This window comes from Methylobacterium sp. CM6244, from assembly GCF_054817885.1.
In genome coordinates this window covers 1,194,752-1,211,894 of the sequence record NZ_CM139247.1, presented here as the reverse complement: position 1 = coordinate 1,211,894, position 17,143 = coordinate 1,194,752, and the positions used below count along the sequence as shown (strand labels likewise).

18 protein-coding genes are annotated in these 17,143 nt (G+C 67.4%); 10 read left to right on the top strand and 8 right to left on the bottom strand.

The window, feature by feature from the left end; translation table 11 throughout:
• Nucleotides 1–105: 105 nt before the first annotated feature.
• The 3 genes from mdh to gloB all read right to left on the bottom strand — a co-directional run bounded on the left by mdh (nucleotide 106) and on the right by gloB (nucleotide 2,958).
• Complete coding sequence (gene mdh / locus ACYQML_RS05585; protein ID WP_018045796.1) at nucleotides 106–1,068, bottom strand: malate dehydrogenase; 963 nt, start codon at nucleotides 1,066–1,068, stop codon at nucleotides 106–108.
• A 290-nt stretch (nucleotides 1,069–1,358) separates the two neighbouring features.
• Nucleotides 1,359–2,009: a TetR family transcriptional regulator gene (locus ACYQML_RS05580; protein ID WP_244478182.1), complete on the bottom strand. Its 651-nt coding sequence runs from the start codon at nucleotides 2,007–2,009 to the stop codon at nucleotides 1,359–1,361.
• A gap of 169 nt (nucleotides 2,010–2,178) precedes the next feature.
• Nucleotides 2,179–2,958 (bottom strand): hydroxyacylglutathione hydrolase, encoded by a 780-nt coding sequence (gloB, locus tag ACYQML_RS05575; protein WP_419953263.1) that lies wholly within the window; start codon nucleotides 2,956–2,958, stop codon nucleotides 2,179–2,181.
• Nucleotides 2,959–3,153: 195 nt separating this feature from the next.
• On the opposite strand from gloB, the gene ACYQML_RS05570 reads away from it, so the two are divergent.
• The 5 genes from ACYQML_RS05570 (at nucleotide 3,154) to ACYQML_RS05550 (ending at nucleotide 7,580) form a co-directional block, all read left to right on the top strand.
• Entirely contained in the window at nucleotides 3,154–3,888 is a 735-nt protein-coding gene (locus ACYQML_RS05570; RefSeq protein WP_461234954.1) for a methyltransferase domain-containing protein, read from the top strand.
• A gap of 59 nt (nucleotides 3,889–3,947) precedes the next feature.
• Nucleotides 3,948–4,637 (top strand): MarC family protein, encoded by a 690-nt coding sequence (locus tag ACYQML_RS05565; RefSeq protein ID WP_056426902.1) that lies wholly within the window; start codon nucleotides 3,948–3,950, stop codon nucleotides 4,635–4,637.
• Nucleotides 4,638–4,757: 120 nt separating this feature from the next.
• The gene (gene dapB / locus ACYQML_RS05560; RefSeq protein ID WP_461234953.1) at nucleotides 4,758–5,555 is read left to right on the top strand and encodes a 4-hydroxy-tetrahydrodipicolinate reductase; all 798 of its coding nucleotides are present in this window, start codon (nucleotides 4,758–4,760) and stop codon (nucleotides 5,553–5,555) included.
• A 105-nt stretch (nucleotides 5,556–5,660) separates the two neighbouring features.
• Nucleotides 5,661–6,299 carry a 2,3-bisphosphoglycerate-dependent phosphoglycerate mutase gene (locus ACYQML_RS05555; RefSeq protein WP_056143159.1) on the top strand — a complete coding sequence of 213 codons (639 nt, stop codon included), beginning with the start codon at nucleotides 5,661–5,663 and terminating at the stop codon, nucleotides 6,297–6,299.
• 309 nt (nucleotides 6,300–6,608) lie between these two features.
• Nucleotides 6,609–7,580, top strand: coding sequence for a hypothetical protein (locus ACYQML_RS05550; protein WP_207410793.1), 972 nt, complete (start codon nucleotides 6,609–6,611; stop codon nucleotides 7,578–7,580).
• Nucleotides 7,581–7,651: 71 nt separating this feature from the next.
• On the opposite strand, the gene grpE is transcribed toward ACYQML_RS05550, so the two are convergent.
• The 3 genes from grpE to ACYQML_RS05535 form a co-directional block, all read right to left on the bottom strand.
• The gene (gene grpE / locus ACYQML_RS05545) at nucleotides 7,652–8,248 is read right to left on the bottom strand and encodes a nucleotide exchange factor GrpE (protein WP_461234952.1); all 597 of its coding nucleotides are present in this window, start codon (nucleotides 8,246–8,248) and stop codon (nucleotides 7,652–7,654) included.
• Nucleotides 8,245–8,382 carry a hypothetical protein gene (locus ACYQML_RS05540; protein ID WP_156467748.1) on the bottom strand — a complete coding sequence of 46 codons (138 nt, stop codon included), beginning with the start codon at nucleotides 8,380–8,382 and terminating at the stop codon, nucleotides 8,245–8,247. The genes grpE and ACYQML_RS05540 overlap by 4 nt, the downstream gene beginning before the upstream one ends.
• Nucleotides 8,383–8,493: 111 nt before the next feature.
• Nucleotides 8,494–11,283, bottom strand: coding sequence for a [protein-PII] uridylyltransferase (locus ACYQML_RS05535; RefSeq protein ID WP_056426917.1), 2,790 nt, complete (start codon nucleotides 11,281–11,283; stop codon nucleotides 8,494–8,496).
• 182 nt (nucleotides 11,284–11,465) lie between these two features.
• On the opposite strand from ACYQML_RS05535, the gene ACYQML_RS05530 reads away from it, so the two are divergent.
• The 4 genes from ACYQML_RS05530 (at nucleotide 11,466) to ACYQML_RS05515 (ending at nucleotide 14,749) form a co-directional block, all read left to right on the top strand.
• A complete protein-coding gene (locus ACYQML_RS05530) occupies nucleotides 11,466–12,440 on the top strand; it encodes an aliphatic sulfonate ABC transporter substrate-binding protein (protein ID WP_056426920.1) in 975 nt (324 codons plus the stop codon).
• 156 nt (nucleotides 12,441–12,596) lie between these two features.
• On the top strand, nucleotides 12,597–13,337 hold the full coding sequence (locus tag ACYQML_RS05525; protein ID WP_056427084.1) for an ABC transporter permease: 741 nt from the start codon (nucleotides 12,597–12,599) through the stop codon (nucleotides 13,335–13,337).
• Nucleotides 13,338–13,374: 37 nt separating this feature from the next.
• Nucleotides 13,375–14,148, top strand: a complete 774-nt coding sequence (locus ACYQML_RS05520) for an ABC transporter ATP-binding protein (RefSeq protein WP_461234951.1) — start codon at nucleotides 13,375–13,377, stop codon at nucleotides 14,146–14,148.
• Nucleotides 14,149–14,239: 91 nt separating this feature from the next.
• On the top strand, nucleotides 14,240–14,749 hold the full coding sequence (locus ACYQML_RS05515) for an OsmC family protein (RefSeq protein WP_056426926.1): 510 nt from the start codon (nucleotides 14,240–14,242) through the stop codon (nucleotides 14,747–14,749).
• Between the two features lie 89 nt (nucleotides 14,750–14,838).
• On the opposite strand, the gene gshB is transcribed toward ACYQML_RS05515, so the two are convergent.
• Nucleotides 14,839–15,786 (bottom strand): glutathione synthase, encoded by a 948-nt coding sequence (gshB, locus tag ACYQML_RS05510; RefSeq protein ID WP_461234950.1) that lies wholly within the window; start codon nucleotides 15,784–15,786, stop codon nucleotides 14,839–14,841.
• Between the two features lie 220 nt (nucleotides 15,787–16,006).
• Entirely contained in the window at nucleotides 16,007–16,297 is a 291-nt protein-coding gene (locus ACYQML_RS05505) for a hypothetical protein (RefSeq protein ID WP_056426933.1), read from the bottom strand.
• 602 nt (nucleotides 16,298–16,899) lie between these two features.
• Between ACYQML_RS05505 and ACYQML_RS05500 the strand changes: the two genes are divergently transcribed.
• Nucleotides 16,900–17,076, top strand: a complete 177-nt coding sequence (locus ACYQML_RS05500) for a hypothetical protein (protein WP_311276602.1) — start codon at nucleotides 16,900–16,902, stop codon at nucleotides 17,074–17,076.
• Nucleotides 17,077–17,143: the final 67 nt, after the last annotated feature.

The window sequence follows — 17,143 nt, the reverse complement described above, 5'->3', positions numbered from 1 at the left end:
TCCTCGCCTCGTCCCGCGGCAGCGCGCGGGATTGGAAGACACGACACACCGGCCTCGTTCACGCCGACGGGACACCCGCCGGCGCGCGACGCTTCTTGTGAGATTTCAGGCCAGCGCCGGGTTCACGGTCTTGCAGGCTTCGATCAGCGTCTTCACGGCGCCCACCGACTTGTCGAACATGGCCTTCTCGTCGGCATTGAATTCCACCTCGAGGACACGCTCGACACCGCCGGCGCCGATCACGATCGGGACGCCGACATACATGCCGTCGATGCCGTACTCGCCGCTGAGATAGGCGGCGCAGGGCAGCACCCGGCGCTTGTCGCGCAGGTAGCTCTCGGCCATGGCGATGGCGGAGGCGGCCGGGGCGTAGAAGGCCGAGCCGGTCTTGAGCAGGTTCACGATCTCGCCGCCACCCTTGCGGGTGCGCTCGACCATGGCGTCGAGCTTCTCCTGGGTGGTCCAGCCGAGCTTGACGAGGTCCGGCAGCGGCACGCCGGCGACGGTGGAGTAGCGCACCAGCGGGACCATGTCGTCGCCGTGGCCGCCGAGCACGAAGGCGGTGACATCCTCCACCGAGACCTTGAACTCGTCGGCCAGGAAGTGGCGGAACCGCGCCGAATCCAAAACGCCGGCCATGCCGACGACCTTGTTGGTGGGCAGGCCCGAGAACTTCTGCAGGGCCCAGACCATGGCGTCGAGCGGGTTGGTGATGCAGATCACGAACGCGTCCGGAGCGTGCTCTTTGATACCGGTGCCGACGGCTTCCATCACCTTGAGGTTGATGCCGATCAGGTCGTCGCGGCTCATGCCGGGCTTACGCGGCACGCCGGCGGTGACGATCACCACGTCGGCTCCGGCGATGGCCGAATAATCGCTGGCGCCCGTATAGGTCGCATCGAACCCGTCGACCGGAGCGGATTCCGCGATGTCGAGGGATTTGCCCTGGGGAACGCCGTCGACGATGTCGAACAGGACGACGTCGCCGAGTTCCTTCAGGCCCGCCAGATGCGCGAGGGTTCCGCCGATCTGCCCGGCGCCGATGAGCGCGATCTTGCTGCGTGCCATGGAAAACGAACCTCCAGTATCAGTGCCGATCCGCGATGCTCCGTCCCGACGGACGGGCTGCTTGCCGAGGTCGCGATCGCACGTTGATTTCGCCGCGACGGTGTGGCGGAAAAGTCCCCATGCTTCAACCCGACGTGGTCGGCGCTAAGCAGAGTTCGGGCCACAGACGTACCGCGACGCTGGAGGATGCCTTCCAAAAAAGTCTTTCGCCGGAGCATTTTAGACCAACGAACCCCTCTCCGGTTCGACGGCAAAGCTTCGGTGACAGGTCCAAAATATTGTTACTTCGCTTAAAGTGCGCCGATCCGCAGCACTTTCTGGATCGCCTGGATGACGGCTCCGAAGCGCGCCTGGATCAGGTCGACGGGCAGATCGGAATCGTGTTGCATCGCCAGCGGATGGGTGAAGCGGTAGCTCGCATCGAAGATGTAGGCGATGGCCCGCTCGCGATCCCGAGCCACGAAGGCTCCCGCAGCGATCCCCTCCTCCACCACACGCTCTACGAGACTGCGCAGGCGAACCCGGTGACGCCGGGCGATGGGCCGTGCCGCCACCGTCGCATCGAGATGGACCGCGAACAGATGGGGCTCCCGTGCCAGGACTTCGCGCTGCGCGCTCGCCAGGGCCATCAGGAGGCGCTCGATCTTGTCGTCTGCAGGGTCGGGCGCATCGGCGATGCGGGCGAGTTCCGCCTCCACATCTCGGAGCCAGCGGCCCGCGACGGCATCCAGAAGGGCATCCTTGGATGGAAAATACCGGTAGACATTGGCGTGGGTCATGCCGGCCTCGGCGGCCACCGCGACGACCGTCACCCGTTTGTGCCCGAGCCTGGCCAGATGCTCCGTCGCGATCGCAAGGAGGCGCGCATCCACCGAGAGCGGCGTGGGGCTGGCCCGGCTAATTCGGGCCTTGGGCCTGTCGGGCGGGCGGAGACCCGTCATGGGTGTAGCATCATCGCTGCCGGCCGAATCATAGCCGACCACAAAGGACGTACCTGCCGTCTCCATCGATACTCCAGCCGGCGCTGATAAGGAGGGCGGGCCGTATCCGGAGTCGGCGTCGCCCCCGCATGTCTCGCTGAGATCGAGACAGCCAGAGGCCCATAGCCGGTCAGAAGCTGTTCTTCCAGGCCCTTAATGCAGTGAACACTAGTTCCGCCGGTGAATTAGCAGAAAGATTCACTGCTTTAGCGAGGGAAGGCTCCGTGGAACGAAGGAAAGGATTGGTCGCGCGCTCATGCCTCATCGTCGTCGGAACCAGGAATCTGCCAGCGGCCTTTGCGTCCTGCGCCTCGGCCATACGAGACTTCAATGCCACGTTGTCGGGATCGGCGGCGAGAGCGAAACGGGCATTGGAGAGGACGTAATCGTGTCCGCTGAAGATCTCCGTGTCGTCCGGCAGGGGGAGAAACCGCTCCAGCGACCGCCAGAGCGATTCCGGCCGGCCTTCCACAACCCGCCCGCATCCGAGGGTGAACAGGGTATCGCCGGCGAACACGATCTGCGCTCCGGAGAACCAGTAGCTGACATGGTCGTTGCAGTGGCCCGGCGTTTCCCAGACCTGCGCTTCGAGTTCGCCGACCCGGACGAGATCCCCCTCGGCGACGGCGACATCCACCTCCGGCACATCGGCCCCGGCCTTGCGCGGCGCGGTCACCCGCGCGCCGGTGCGGCGCTTCACCTCCGGGATTCCCTCGATATGATCGAGATGCCGGTGCGTCACCAGGATATCCGTGAGCGTCCAACCGGTTTCGTCGAGCACCTTCAGGACGGGAGCCGCTTCCGGCACGTCGATGGCAGCACAGGCGCCCGTCGCGGGATCTCGGATCAGCACGCCGATATTGTCGCTCCGGCAGAGGAAGGTGCGGATCTCGGGGCGGGAAACGGTCAAGAGGCGTTCCTCTCTGGTGGCGCGGTGAACCTAAGCAAGAACCGGACGCGGCGGCGAGGAGTTCCGGCATCCGGACGTTGCGGCGGACGTTGCGGGTTGTGGGCGAGCGGCCTCGTCCCCATTGATCCGATTCCTAGCCTGCGTCAAAGAACCCTGTAACTTCAAAACGTCCGGCCGCGCCGGAGCAAGCCGCCCATGCGCCTCGACGTGACCGATCTGCGCGCCTTCTATGCCAGCCCCCTCGGCGGCGTGACCCATCGCATCGTCGGGCGGGCGATCCATGGGTTCCTCGGCTCGGTCTCGGGCCTGAGGGTTCTCGGCCTGGGCTACGCGACCCCCTATCTCGGGCCGATCCACGTCATCGCCGAGCGCACGCTTGCCTTCATGCCGGCCACGCAGGGAGTCGTGAACTGGCCCGGCGGCGGACGCTCCTGCTCGGCCCTCGCCGACCCCACGATGATGCCCCTGCCGGAAGCGGCGGTGGACAGGGTGATCCTGGTCCATGCCCTCGAATCGGTGGAAAGCCCGACCGAATTGCTCCAGGACGTGTGGCGCGTGCTGACGCCGGGCGGGCGGATGATCCTCGTCGTGCCCAATCGGCGCGGCGTCTGGGCACGTCGCGATGCAACGCCGTTCGGCCATGGCCAGCCGTATAGCCGCTCGCAGCTCGGGCGGCTGATGCGGACCACCCAATTCTCGCCAGAGGGATGGGCCGAAGCGCTCTACATGCCCCCGGTGAACAGCCGGCTCTGGCTGCGGACGGCCAGCGCCTGGGAGAAGGTCGGGACCAGTCTCTCCCTCCCCTTCGCGGGCCTGCACGTCATCGACGCCACGAAGCAGCTCTATCGTCCGGTGGCGGTCCGCAAGGTGCAACGGGCAACCCGCCTCGCTCCGGCGAGAGTACTGGTTCCCACCCCCTCCCCGGGCTGAACCGAGGCCACTCGATTCAGGCATCCGACCAAGGCTCCAGACCAAAGGCAGCCGTTTCCATGTTCAGCCTCATCGCCCCGGAAGCGGCGCTCCACAGCTTCATCTTCGCGTTCTCGAGCCTCTTCTCGATCGTCAATCCGGTCGGCTCGGCCCTCATCTTTTCGCAGATCACCGCGCAGAACTCCCATCCGGAACGGGTGGAGATCGCCAAGCGCATCGGCTTCTACTCCGCGCTGATCATGCTCGCGGCCCTATGGGCGGGGGCGCCGATCCTCAACTTCTTCGGTGTGTCGCTGGGTGCCCTGCGGATCGCAGGCGGTCTCGTGGTCGCCGCCTCCGCCTGGACCCTGCTCAGCGCGCCCGAGGCTCGTGAGGCACGGAAACATGCCGAGGCGACCCATGATGCTCCCGACAGCGTCGCCGACGTGGCGTTCTTCCCCCTGACCCTGCCTTTCACGACGGGCCCCGGCACCATCGCCGTCGCGATCGCCCTCGGCTCGAACCGGCCCGTTCCGGGGCCCGACCGGATCGGGTTCTATCTCGGCATGTCGCTGGCGGCCCTCGCCATCGCGCTCCTGGTCAGGTTCACCTACGGCTCGGCCGACAGGGTAGTGACCGCCATCGGCCCGGTCGGCGCACGGGTTCTCGGCCGGCTCTTCGCCTTCCTGCTCCTGTGCATCGGCACCCAGATCACCGTGAACGGCGTCACCGACGTCCTCGGACCGATCCTCGCCGCCGGCAAGCGCTGAGCGGACAGGCCCGCACACCGACAGCCTCGCCTTGGCCAACCTCGCCCTGGCCAACCTCGCCTTGGCATCGCCCGGTTGAGGCTGTACCGCAGGCGCGAATTCTCGTGGAAGGACGACAGGATGCGGCTCGCAGTGGTCGGTGCCGAGGGGCGCATGGGGCGGATGCTCATCCGGGCGGTGACGGAGACCGAGGGCTGCACCCTGAGCGGCGCCGTCGAGCGCGAGGGCTCGCCCGCCCTCGGCCAGGATGCAGGGACCCTCGCCGGCCTGCCGCCGCTCGGCGTCAACGTCACCGACGATCCGCTCACGGTCTTCGCGGCCACCGACGGCGTCCTCGATTTCACCGCCCCCTCGGCCACGACCTTCTTCGCCGAACTCGCCGCCCAGGCCCGCATCGTCCATGTCGTCGGCACGACTGGCCTCGCCGAAGCGGATATCCACAAGCTCGTTGCGGCAGCGCACCATGCCCGGATCGTGCGCTCGGGCAACATGTCCCTCGGCGTGAACCTGCTCGCCGGTCTCGTGCGGAAGGTCGCTGCGGCTTTGGGCGAGGATTTCGACATCGAAATCGTCGAGATGCATCACCGCATGAAAGTGGATGCGCCCTCCGGCACGGCCCTCCTCCTCGGGGAGGCGGCTGCGGAGGGGCGCGGCGTCAACCTCGCCGAGACGCGCGTTTCCACCCGGGACGGCCATACCGGCGCGCGCCGGCCCGGCGATATCGGCTTCGCCACCCTGCGCGGCGGCACGGTGGTGGGCGACCACAGCGTGACCTTCGCCGGCCCCGGCGAGCGCATCACCATCAGCCATCATGCCGAGGATCGGGCGATCTTCGCCCGTGGCGCCGTGCGGGCGGCGTTGTGGGCCCATGCCAAACCTCCAGGCCTCTACGGCATGGCCGACGTCCTCGGTCTCTGATACGAGCGCCCGGTCATCGACTGTTCAGGTCGGCCGGTACACCAGCCCCGCAGGCGCAGATTCTGTTGCGTCGCACCATTCACCGAGAAATAGGATGGACGTCTGATGGAGCGCCTGCTCGTCCTCGCTCGCCACGGCCAGAGCGAATGGAACCTCAAGAAGCTTTTCACCGGCTGGCGCGATCCGCAACTCACCGAGCTCGGCATCACCGAGGCCAGGACCGCCGGCCGCTGGCTGAAGCAGCAGGGGTACGCTTTCGACGTCGCCTTCACCTCCAACCTTCAGCGGGCACAGCATACCTGCGCACTGATCCTGGAGGAGATGGGCCAGGGCGGCATCGAGACGGTCCGGTCCGAGGCGCTCAACGAGCGGGATTACGGGGATCTGTCGGGCCTCAACAAGGACGATGCCCGTGAGCGCTGGGGCGATGCCCAGGTCCATCAGTGGCGCCGGTCCTACGACATTCCGCCCCCCGGCGGCGAAAGCCTGAAGGACACCGCAGCGCGCGTGCTGCCCTATTACATTCAGACCATCCTGCCGCGCGTCATGGCCGGCGAGCGCGTCCTGGTGGCCGCCCACGGCAATTCGCTGCGTGCGCTGGTGATGGTGCTCGACGGGATGACCACGAAGACCATCGCGAGTCTCGAGATCGCCACCGGTATCCCCCTCGTCTATCAGCTCAAATCCGACACCACGGTGGAGAGCAAGGCCGTCCTTGAGCGGGACATCGACCACGACGCTTGACGGCAAAGCGCGGTGAAAGCCGCGCCGGGCATCGGTGCGCGGTTCCGGAACAGACATCCGGCACGCCTATGCTCCCTCGTTCCGCCGAACGTGGCTCCGCCCGGGAGGCGGGCCAACAGCGGCGTGGAGCCACGGCCCTGCCGCAGGCCGACCGGAACGCTTGACAGCGGGAAGGTGTGGGCCGACCCATCGTCGGCGAGCCTTCCTCACGAAGGCCGCGCGAGCCCTTCGCCTTGACCGGAGTCGTCTCGCGTCCGAACACCTGAACCGGAGCCGCAACAGGCGGCTCCGTCGCGGAGAACCGATCCGATGCGTCTGCGTAATCTCGTCCGTCCGGTCGCGGCACTGGCCCTGATCGCCGGGCTCTCGTCAGGCGCCATCTCCGTGGCCTGGGCTGCCGATGCGATCTTCCCGCCGAGTTCGCGCTTCGGCTTCACGCCGGCCTCGGACATGACGTTGTCCAAGCGGTTCTCCGGATTCGAGCGGATGGAAGGTGGCGCGACGCTCTCCATCGTCGAGCTGCCGTCGACGGCCTTCGTCGACCTGGAGAAGAGCTTCACCGACGAGAACCTCCGTACGCAGGGGTTCGTCGTCGCGACGCGGGAAGCCATCAAGGTCGCGGGTGACGTGGATGCCGTGCTCTTCACGGGGGAGCAGCCGGCCCCGGAAGGCGCCAACACCCCAGCCATCAAGAAATGGCTGCTGCTCGTCGGTGACACCACGGTCACGGGCATCATCATCGCCCAGACCGTGCCGGATGCCGAGACGCCGGAAACCATGCGGAACATGCTGACCAGCGTGAAGATCCGGCCGGAACTCACCCTGGACGAACAGGTCGCCGCGCTGCCGTTCCGGATCCGTGAATCCGCCGGCTTCCGTCCCGTCCGGGTGCTCGCGGGCAATTCGGTCCTGATGACGCAAGGTCCGAAGGACCAGATGCTCAATCTCGAACAGCCCATCCTCGTCCTGGCCCAGGCCGTCCAGCAGCCGCCGCAGCCGGAGCAGCGCGATGCCTTCGCCCGTGCCGCGCTCTACTCGAACCAGACGATGAAGGATTTCGCGGTCGAGCGTTCGCAGACCTACCGCCAGAACGGCGTCGACTGGCACGAGATCGTTGCCCGTGCAGTGGATGGCCCTTCGAACACGCCGGTGGTGGTCTCGCAGACCATCCGGTTCGCGCCGGACGGTTACCTCCGCGCGCTCGGCGTGGTGCGGGCCGACCAGCGCAGCGCCATGCTGTCGAAGTTCCGCGAGGTCATCGACAGCGTCGAGGTGAAATAGCCGGGCCGCAGCCTCGCCCGGGAGGTATCGTCCGGGACGAGGCTGCGGTCACTTGCTGTTCGGCCGATGCGTCAGGCCGCATCCGCTGGATTGGCGGCGGCCTTGGGTCCACCCTTGGCGACACCCACCAGGGCCGGGCGCAGGACCCGGTCGCCGATGATGTAGCCGGACTGCATCACCTGCACCACCGTGCCGTTCGGGACCTCGGCATTGGGGACTTCGAACATCGCCTGGTGGCGGTTCGGATCGAAGCGCTGGCCCTGCGGCTCGATGAGTTTCACGCCGTGACGCTCCAGGGTCTTGGCCAGATCGCGCTCGGTCAGTTCGATCCCGTCGATCAGCGCCTTGAACGGCCCCTCGGCGGCCGAGGCTGCTTCAGCCGGCACGCTCTCCAACGCACGACGGATGTTGTCGGCCGCGTTCAGCATGTCGCGCGCGAAATTCGTCACGGCGTAGGTCCGCGCATCGGCCACCTCGCGCTCGGTGCGCCGGCGCAAGTTCTCCATCTCGGCCAGAGTACGCAGGACGCGATCCTTCAACTCGTCGCGCTCGGCGATCAGGCCCGCCAAAGCCTCGGCGTTGTCGTCCGCACGCGCATCGGTCTTCGCCTCGGCTTCCGCCGCCGCGTCGGCGCGCTGCCCATCATGCTCCATGTCGTTCGCCATCATCGCTCTTCGTCGATCGCAGGTTGCTCGTCCCGCACCGGTCGTCGGTCATAGTCGCCGGCGACCCACAGCACGCGGTCGATCGGAATGGGGTCGGGCCACGACGCCGAGACCCGCTCGACGGGGGTCGGCATCATGCTCCGGGATCGGAGGTGATATCAGACGCGCAGAGGATGAAATCAAGCCGAGCGCCGTCCTGGTGCCGTCTCCCGCCTCAGCCCCCTGCGTGATTCATGCCTGCAGGGGGCTCAGGCTTCCCGCGGAGGCGGCGACTCCACCAGCGCTTCCAACCCCTCCGCCCTCAGGGCAGCGACATCGCTGGCGAACACCTCCATGACCGCGTTGCGGATCGCCGCCTGCCGGTCGGGCTGGATCACCCGGGTGCCGGTGAGATCGGTGACGTAGAAAACATCGACCGCCCGCTCGCCGAAGGTCGCCACATGGGCGGAGGTGATGTTGAGGCTGAGGCGCCCGAGGGCGGTCGTCAGCTCGTAGAGCAGGCCCGGCCGGTCGAGGCCGGTGACCTCGACGACGGTCTCCCGGCTCGACAGGGCGTTGTCGATCGCCATGTCGGGGGGGATCAGGAACGTATTGGAGCGGTTGCTCGGCGGATGCCGGTCGGCCACGAGATCGGCGATGCGGATCTCGCCCCTCAGCGCCCGCTCGATCGCCGTGGTGATGCGCTTGGCGCGGCGCAACTCGTCGTCGTCCCGCTCGAAGGCGCGGGAGATGAAGATCGAATCGAGGGCGAAGCCGTCTGTCGTGGTGAAGATCTGCGCGTCGACGATGTTGCCGCCCAGCGCCGCGCAGGCCCCGGTGACGATGGCGAGGAGACGCGGATGGTCGGGCGAATAGACCGTGATCTCGGTCACGCCCCGCGTCGGGTCGGTCTCGTAGACGGTGGCGACGGTGCGGCCGTCCTCCATGACGCCGCGCACGAACCCCGCATTCTTGAACTGCCGGACGGCGTCGACCTTCAGCCAATAGGCCTGGTTGTGCCGAGCGGCATAGGTATCGAAGAAGGTCGGATCCCAATCCGCCAGCTGTTCGCGCAAGCCCATCTGGATGAGGCGGACCCGGTCGGTCCGGGCGATCTCGGAATGACCGCCCGACAGGAGCACCTCGGTCTCGTCGTAGAGGGTGCGCAGCAGCGTGCCCTTCCAGGCCGTCCACACGCCCGGCCCCACCGCCTTGATGTCGGCGACGGTGAGGATCATCAGGAGTTTCAGCCGCTCCATGGTCTGAACCACGGAGGCGAATTTCTGGATCGTCTTCGGGTCGGAGAGGTCGCGGCTCTGAGCCGTCATCGACATCAGCAGGTGATGCTCGACCAGCCAGGCCACGATCTCGGTCTCGGCCTGGGTGAGGCCGAAGCGCGGGCCGATCTTCTCGGCGATGGCCGCGCCGGCGATGGAATGGTCTTCCGGTCGCCCCTTGGCGATGTCGTGCAGCAGCACCGCGACGTAGAGGGCGCGGCGGTGGCTGATCGTGTCGATGAGCCGCGTGGCGATGGGGTGGTCTTCGGAGACCGTGCCGGAATCGATGGCCGCCAGCACGCCGATCGAGCGCAGCAGGTGCTCGTCCACCGTGTAGTGGTGGTACATGTTGAACTGCATCAGCGCGACGATGCGGCCGAAATCCGGGATGAACCGGCCGAGCACGCCGGCCTCGTTCATGAGCCGCAGGATCGTCTCCGGCGAGTTCTTCGACGTCAGCACGTCGAGGAACAGGGCGTTGGCCTCCGTGTCGGAGCGCAGCGAATGACCGATGAGCCGAAGCGAACGGGTGGCGACCCGGGTCGCATCCGGGTGGATCGGCAGGTTGTGGCGATCGGCGAGCCAGAACAGGCGGATCAGGTTCACCGGATCGCGCGAGAAGGCATCGGCGGTGCGCAGGTTGATCCGACCATGATCGTCGATGAAATCCTCCGCCTCGATGGCGGTGGCGCGGAAACGATCACGGAAGCGGCCGATCCAGCGGTCGAGGACCGGCGTGCGCTTGGCATGCCGCGCCTCAAGGGCAGCGCAGACGATGGCTGTGAGATCACCCACTTCCTTGGCGATCAAAAAATAGGCCTTCATGAAGCGCTCGACGCCCGACAGGCCGCCGCGCGGCTCGTAGCCGAAGCGTTCGGCGATCCGCGGCTGCAGGCCGAACGAGAGCCGCTCCTCGGACCGTCCGGTGACGAAATGCATGTGGCAGCGGACGCGCCAGAGCAGTTCCTCGCAGCGCTCGAACACCCGGTACTCCTCCGGCGTGAACAGGCCGGCGGGGACGAGTTCGCTCTGGTCGCGGACGCGGTAGGTGTATTTCGCGATCCAGAACAAGGTGTTGAGGTCGCGTAGTCCGCCCTTCCCGTCCTTGACGTTGGGCTCGACGAGGTAGCGCGAGGCCCCCGATTTCGAGACGCGGGTATCGCGCTCGCGCAGCTTGGCCTCGACGAATTCCGGCGCCGTCCACATGACGAGCTCGGTGTCGAACCGCGTGACCAGCTCCTCGTACAGCGCCCGCGCGCCGAAGAGGTAGCGCGCCTCGAGGAGGGAGGTGCGGATCGTCATGTCGGCCCGCCCCTCGCGCAGGCACTCCTCCACCGAGCGCGTGGCGTGGCCGACCTTCAGCTTGAGGTCCCACAACACGTAGAGCATCGCCTCGACGACGCTCTCGGACCAGGCGGTCTGCTTGTAGGGAAGCAGGAACAGGAGATCGATGTCCGATCCCGGCGCCATCGTGCCACGGCCGTAACCGCCAGTGGCCACCACCGCGAGCTGCTCGCCCGTGGAGGGATTATCGTTGGGGTAGAGCCGCCACACCACCGCATCGTGGATCGTGCGGATCACCGCATCGGTGAGGTTGCTGATGCGCTGGGCGCAGGCGGTGCCGTTGCGCTCCTCCATCAGCCGGGCTTCGGCATCGGCATGCCCGAGCTCGATGATGCGGCGGAGCTGCGGCACGAGAAGAGCGCGCAGCTGCGTCGCCTCGCGCACGTCGCGGTCGAGAGTGGTGAGGACCGTCTTGAGGGCGTCGGCGGCGTCGAACATGCGCAAACCCGTTATCATGTTCCCGGTCGGACACCAGAGACAACGCTAGGCAGAGGCGTAGATGTGATGGGCACTCGGCATGATGTCGTTCTACGTGCCGGAAAATCTGTTTGACGAAACGAACGGTCCTGGCTACCTCGGAAACCCCGCGCCGCTGCCGGGACCATGGAGACCATTGACCGATGACACTGTCTCGTCGCGCCATCCTGAGTGTCATCTGCGGCGCCGCGTCGCTTCTGCTGATGCCGCGCCACGGCGAGGCGGCGGAGGTCAAGGAGATCCGCCTCGATTGGGCAACCTACAACCCGGTGAGCCTGATCCTCAAGGACAAGGGTTTCCTGGAAGAGGCCCTGAAGGACAAGGGCATCAAGGTGCGATGGACCCAGTCGCTGGGCTCCAACAAGGCGCTGGAATTCCTCAATGGCGGCGCCATCGATTTCGGGTCCTCGGCGGGGGCCGCGGCTCTGCTCGCCCGGATCAACGGCAACCCGATCAAGGCGGTCTACGTCTTCTCGCGTCCGGAATGGACGGCACTGGTGACCCGCAAGGACAGCGGCATCACCAAGCCCGCCGACCTCAAGGGCAAGCGCATCGCGGTGACCCGCGGCACCGACCCGCATATCTTCCTCATCCGCGCGCTTCAGGGCGCCGGGCTGACCGAGAAGGACGCCAAGCTCGTCCTGCTTCAGCATGCCGACGGGCGCACCGCCCTCGACCGGGGCGACGTCGATGCCTGGGCCGGCCTCGACCCGATGATGGCGGCCTCCGAGATCGAGAACGACGACGTGCTGTTCCACCGCGATGCCGCCGCCAATACCTGGGGCGTGCTCGACGTGCGCGAGGATTTCGCCGCCGCGAACCCGGACCTCGTCCGCACCGTCATCGCCGCCTACGAGACCGCGCGCGACTACGCGATCAAGAATCCGGACGCCCTGAAGAGCGCCCTCGTCACGGTGACGAAACTGCCGGAGACGGTGATCGCCCGCCAGATCGAGCGGACCGACCTCACCCGGCCCGCCATCGGCAAGGCTCAAGCGGAGTCGATCACCGCCGCCGGCATCGCCTTGCAGCAGGCCGGAGTGATCCCCGCCGGCACCGACGTGAAGGCGGCGGTGGACGGGCTGATCGATCCGCAATTCGCACCCGCCGCCCGCTGATCCGTGAACGAGTCCGCTGCGACCGAGCGCGCTGTGATCGAGCCCGCTGCGACCGCCTCCGTGGTGTCGGCCGCGCACGACGCGGCTGACGGGACGGCGTCGCCCAAGCCACGGGGGGACACTTTCTGGCACCGGGGCGGCCGCCTCGCGCTCGGCCTGATCCTGCCCCTGGCCCTGGTTATCGGGTGGGAGTTCGCCGTCCGCACCGGCCTCGCCCAGGGGCGGCTGATGCCTCCGCCGAGCCGGATCGCGGCGACCCTCCACGACCTTGCCGCCTCGGGCGACCTGTGGATGCACGTCCAGGCGACGCTGGTGCGCGTCGCCCTCGGCTTCGCCTTCGGCGCCCTGGCCGGCATCGCGGCGGGCGCCTTGACCGGGGCGCTTCCCACAGCCCGCCATATCCTCGACCCGACGCTCCAGGCACTGCGTGCCGTGCCGTCCCTCGCCTGGGTGCCGCTCTTCATCCTCTGGCTCGGCATCCTCGAGACGCCGAAAGTGACGCTCATCGCCGTGGGGGTGTTCTTCCCGGTCTATATCGGGGTGGCGGGGGCCATCGCCTCCGTCGACCGCAAGCTCATCGAGGTCGGACGCATCTTCCGGCTGTCGAAGCTGCAGCTCGCCCGGCGTATCCTGCTTCCCGCCGTCCTGCCCGCGACCCTGACCGCCCTGCGCACCGGCCTCGGCCTCGGCTTCCTGTTCGTGGTCGCCGCCGAGCTGATGGGAGCCTCCGAAGGACTCGGCTACCTCCTCATCGACGGTCAGCAATTCAGCAAGGCCGACCAGATCCTGGCGGCGATCATCGCTTTTGCGATCCTCGGTAAGCTGGCCGATGCCGTCCTCGTCGCCGTGACCCGGCCTCTCACGCGCTGGCAGGACACGGCGCGGGAGACGTTGTAGGTCCCCTCACCGGATCGAAGAAGGCTGGTGCCCCGCGATGCTCACCCTCGATAGCCTGTCCAAGACCTATTCCGACGGCACGCGGGCGCTGGAGCGCATCGACCTCGCCGTGCCCCAGGGCGAGATCGTCGCGCTCATCGGCGGCTCGGGCTGCGGCAAGACCACCTTGCTGCGGCTCGTCGCGGGGCTCGACCGGGCGAGCGAGGGCCGCATCGTCCTCGACGGCGAGCGGATCGCGGAGCCGCATCCGGGCGTCGGGCTCGTTTTCCAGGAACCACGCCTGCTGCCCTGGCTCGATGTCACCGACAATGTCGGCTTCGGCCTCGGCCACCTGCCCCGGGCGGAGCGCAAGGCACGCATCACCCATGCCCTGGACATGGTAGGGCTTGCCGAACATGCGGGCCGCTGGCCGCGGGAACTCTCGGGCGGGCAGCAGCAGCGCGTCTCCATCGCCCGCGCCTTCGTGGCGAACCCGCGCGTGCTCCTCCTCGACGAACCGTTCTCGGCGCTGGACGCCTTCACCCGCAAGGACCTGCACGGCCATCTCCTCGCCCTCTGGCAGGAGACGAAGCCGACGATCCTCATCGTCACCCACGATGTCGGGGAGGCAGTGGCGCTGGCCGACCGGGCGGTGGTGATGCGCCCCAAGCCCGGCCGGCTCGACGATGCGATTCCCCTGGCGCTGGCCCGGCCGCGCGATCCGGCCTCGCCGCATAGCGAGGCCGCCACCCGCCGCATCCTCGCTGCCCTGGACCGCTCGCTGAAGCCGGCTCAAGCGGCGGCGCCTACCGAGGCGGCGCAATGGTGGTGAGCCCTTCCCTGGCGTCCGGGCGCATCCCAGGTTAGACGCCGAGGCAAAGACCAAGACGACAATCGCACCAAGACGATCGAGGAAACACCCGATGGACGCCACCACCCTGCGCTCGCTCCAGGCCCCTCTCAAGGACCAGTACCGCAATACGCCGGAATCGGCCGTCATCACCCTGAAGGCCAAGGGCACCCTCGACGACACCTCCATCGCCTGTAAGGTCGAGACCGGGCGGGCGCTTGCGGTCGCCGGCCTTCACCCGGCCACCGGCGGGTCCGGCCTCGAACTCTGCTCGGGCGACATGCTGCTCGAGGCGCTGGTCGCCTGCGCCGGGGTCACGATCAAAGCGGTGGCGACCGCCCTCGAGATCGATCTGCGCGCCGGCACGGTGAGCGCCGAGGGCGACCTCGACTTCCGTGGCACGCTGGGTGTCGACAAGGAAGCGCCGGTGGGTTTTCGCGCGATCCGCCTGAACTTCGCCCTCGACACCGATGCGCCGCAGGAGAAGCTCGACCAGCTCCTCAAGCTGACGGAGCGCTACTGCGTCGTGTTCCAGACCCTGAACCACAAGCCCGAACTCGCGGTCCACGCGTCGAAAGGCTGATCGGCGAAGGCTAAGGCGCAGGCGCCCGGTTGGCGCCTTCAGCCCTCGCGCCGGAAAAGGGGAGCGTGGCCTGGCCCTGAAAGATGCGCTCAGGCTGCTGCGATTCGCCCTTCGATCGCGTCCCAGACCGAGACCGCCAGATCCGGTCCCCCGAGCCGCTTGATGGCGCGGATGCCCGTGGGAGAGGTGACGTTGATCTCGGTGAGGTTGCCGTCGATCACGTCGATGCCGACGAGGATGAGGCCGCGCCGGCGGAGCTCCGGGCCGATCGTGGCGCAGATTTCCCGCTCGCGCTCGGTGAGGTCGGAGGCCGCCGCCGCCCCGCCGCGCACCATGTTGGAGCGGATGTCGTTGAGCGCCGGGACACGGTTGATCGCGCCCATGGGCTCGCCGTCCACCAGGATGATGCGCTTGTCGCCCTCGGTGATCTTGGGAAGGAAGCGCTGGACCACCCAGGGTTCGCGGAACGTCACCGAGAACAGGTCGAACATCGAACCGAAATTGGCGTCCTCCGGCAGCACCCGGAACACCGCCGCGCCGCCATGTCCGTGCAGGGGCTTCATGACGATGGCGCCGTGCTCGGCCCGGAATGCCTCGATCTCCGCCTTGTCGCGGGTGATCAGGGTCGGCGGCATGAGCTGAGGGAAATCGAGGACGAACAGCTTCTCGGGCGCGTTGCGCACCTCGGCCGGGTTGTTCACCACCAGGGTCCGAGGATGGATCCGCTCCAGCATATGGGTCGCGGTGATGTAGGCCATGTCGAAAGGCGGATCCTGGCGCATCAGCACCACGTCGACCTCGGCCAAATCGACACGCTCCACGGAACCGAGGGTCGCGTGAGCGCCCTCCACATCCTGGACCCGGAGGGGCTCGACCCGCGCGGTCACCACCTGCCCCTGCATGGAGAGGCGGTCCGGCGTGTAGAACAGAAGGTCGTGGCCTCGCGCCTGCGCTTCGAGGAGCAGGGCGAAGGTGGTGTCACCGGCGATCCTGATCGCCTGGATCGGGTCCATCTGAACCGCGACGGTCAGAGCCATGGCGCACGAGCCTCATTCACGTTCGAGCATCGGCGAAGGCTCGGGGACCCGCCCGTCCCCAGTCTTCGTCGGACGCAGCAGGCCTAGTCGACGGCCCGGCTCGCGTCGACAGACTTCTTACCGGGACGCGTCGCCGAGGGGTGACTTTCCCCTGTCGGCGAGACTTGTCTCCGTGGTCCCGCCTCAGCTGGACCTATCCTCTCAGCGGAACTTAATCCTCTCAGCGGGACTTGCCGCCGGTGCGACGGTCGTAGTCGCCGATGGCGTTGCGGCATTCGGGAGAGAGACGAGGGCGATTGCGCTCCATGCACTTCTCGGCCTCGTTGCTGTTGGGATCGACCCCGGCACAGAGGCGGAAGTAGTCGTTGGCGCAGCCGAGCTGCAGGCCCTGATCTTCACGCTGGGCCTGGGCTGGGCCGGCCGCAAGGAGAAGGAGCGCGAAGGGAGCAGCTTTCAGAGCCACGGACAGGCCCTTCGAGAGGCTGGAGGATCGTGTGGTCGCCACGCGCATTCTGCGTTGTCCTTCGCTCGGATCGGATTGAGGCGGCATATCTGCCGCTGCCATGGGTTAGCAAGCGCGCGGGATGCCGTCCTTGTTCCGGCCAAGGCTCATCGGACACGGGGGCGGACGGTGAGCGTGTCGTGCCGGTCACACTTTTTGCTCGATGCACCGCGAGACGGGTCATGAAAATGGCCCCGCTCACAGGTGGAGCGGGGCCGAGTACAAGGGAGGAAACGCCCGCCATGGGCAGCGAAGAGCGAAGCAAGGAGCAAGCCAGGGCTCGTTTCCGCCTCCTATTCGGAGGGCCCCGTCGCTGCGGCGAAATTGCCACGCGACCGCGTTCCCCATGGCAGCCGTCCCGCGCCACCCCTCGAATTGAAGAAGCGCAGAAACCTTTCATTAACTACCCCGTGATGATCTCCGCTCTGCATCACGATGGATTGAGAGTTCGACGGGGCCAGGCCCCGACGGGATTCGAGTGGACGCTTCCGACAGGTTCGGGTGGTGCGGATCGAGGATCGATGGGATCGCCAGCGATGACGCCTGACCGCAAGTCCCAGAAAGCCGACCCACATACCGGAGAGCCTTCGGGCGACCGGGGGGATCGTTCGATGACGCGCCCGACCGCGAGCGTCGTTCCGTTCCGCCAGAGCGCCGTTCGCCGCTTCCGCAGGGAAGACGAAAGCGCAGACGGCATGGCGGGAGAGATCCTGCTGTTCACCGGCGTCCGCTACGAGCGCATGCCCGACCCGGCATTGCCCGCCCCCCGCCAGCGCCGACGCTCCTGACGCCCCACGCCTCTTGAGACCCCGCCTCCGGTCACCGCGAGCCGAGCAGCACCGTCACTCCGAGGAA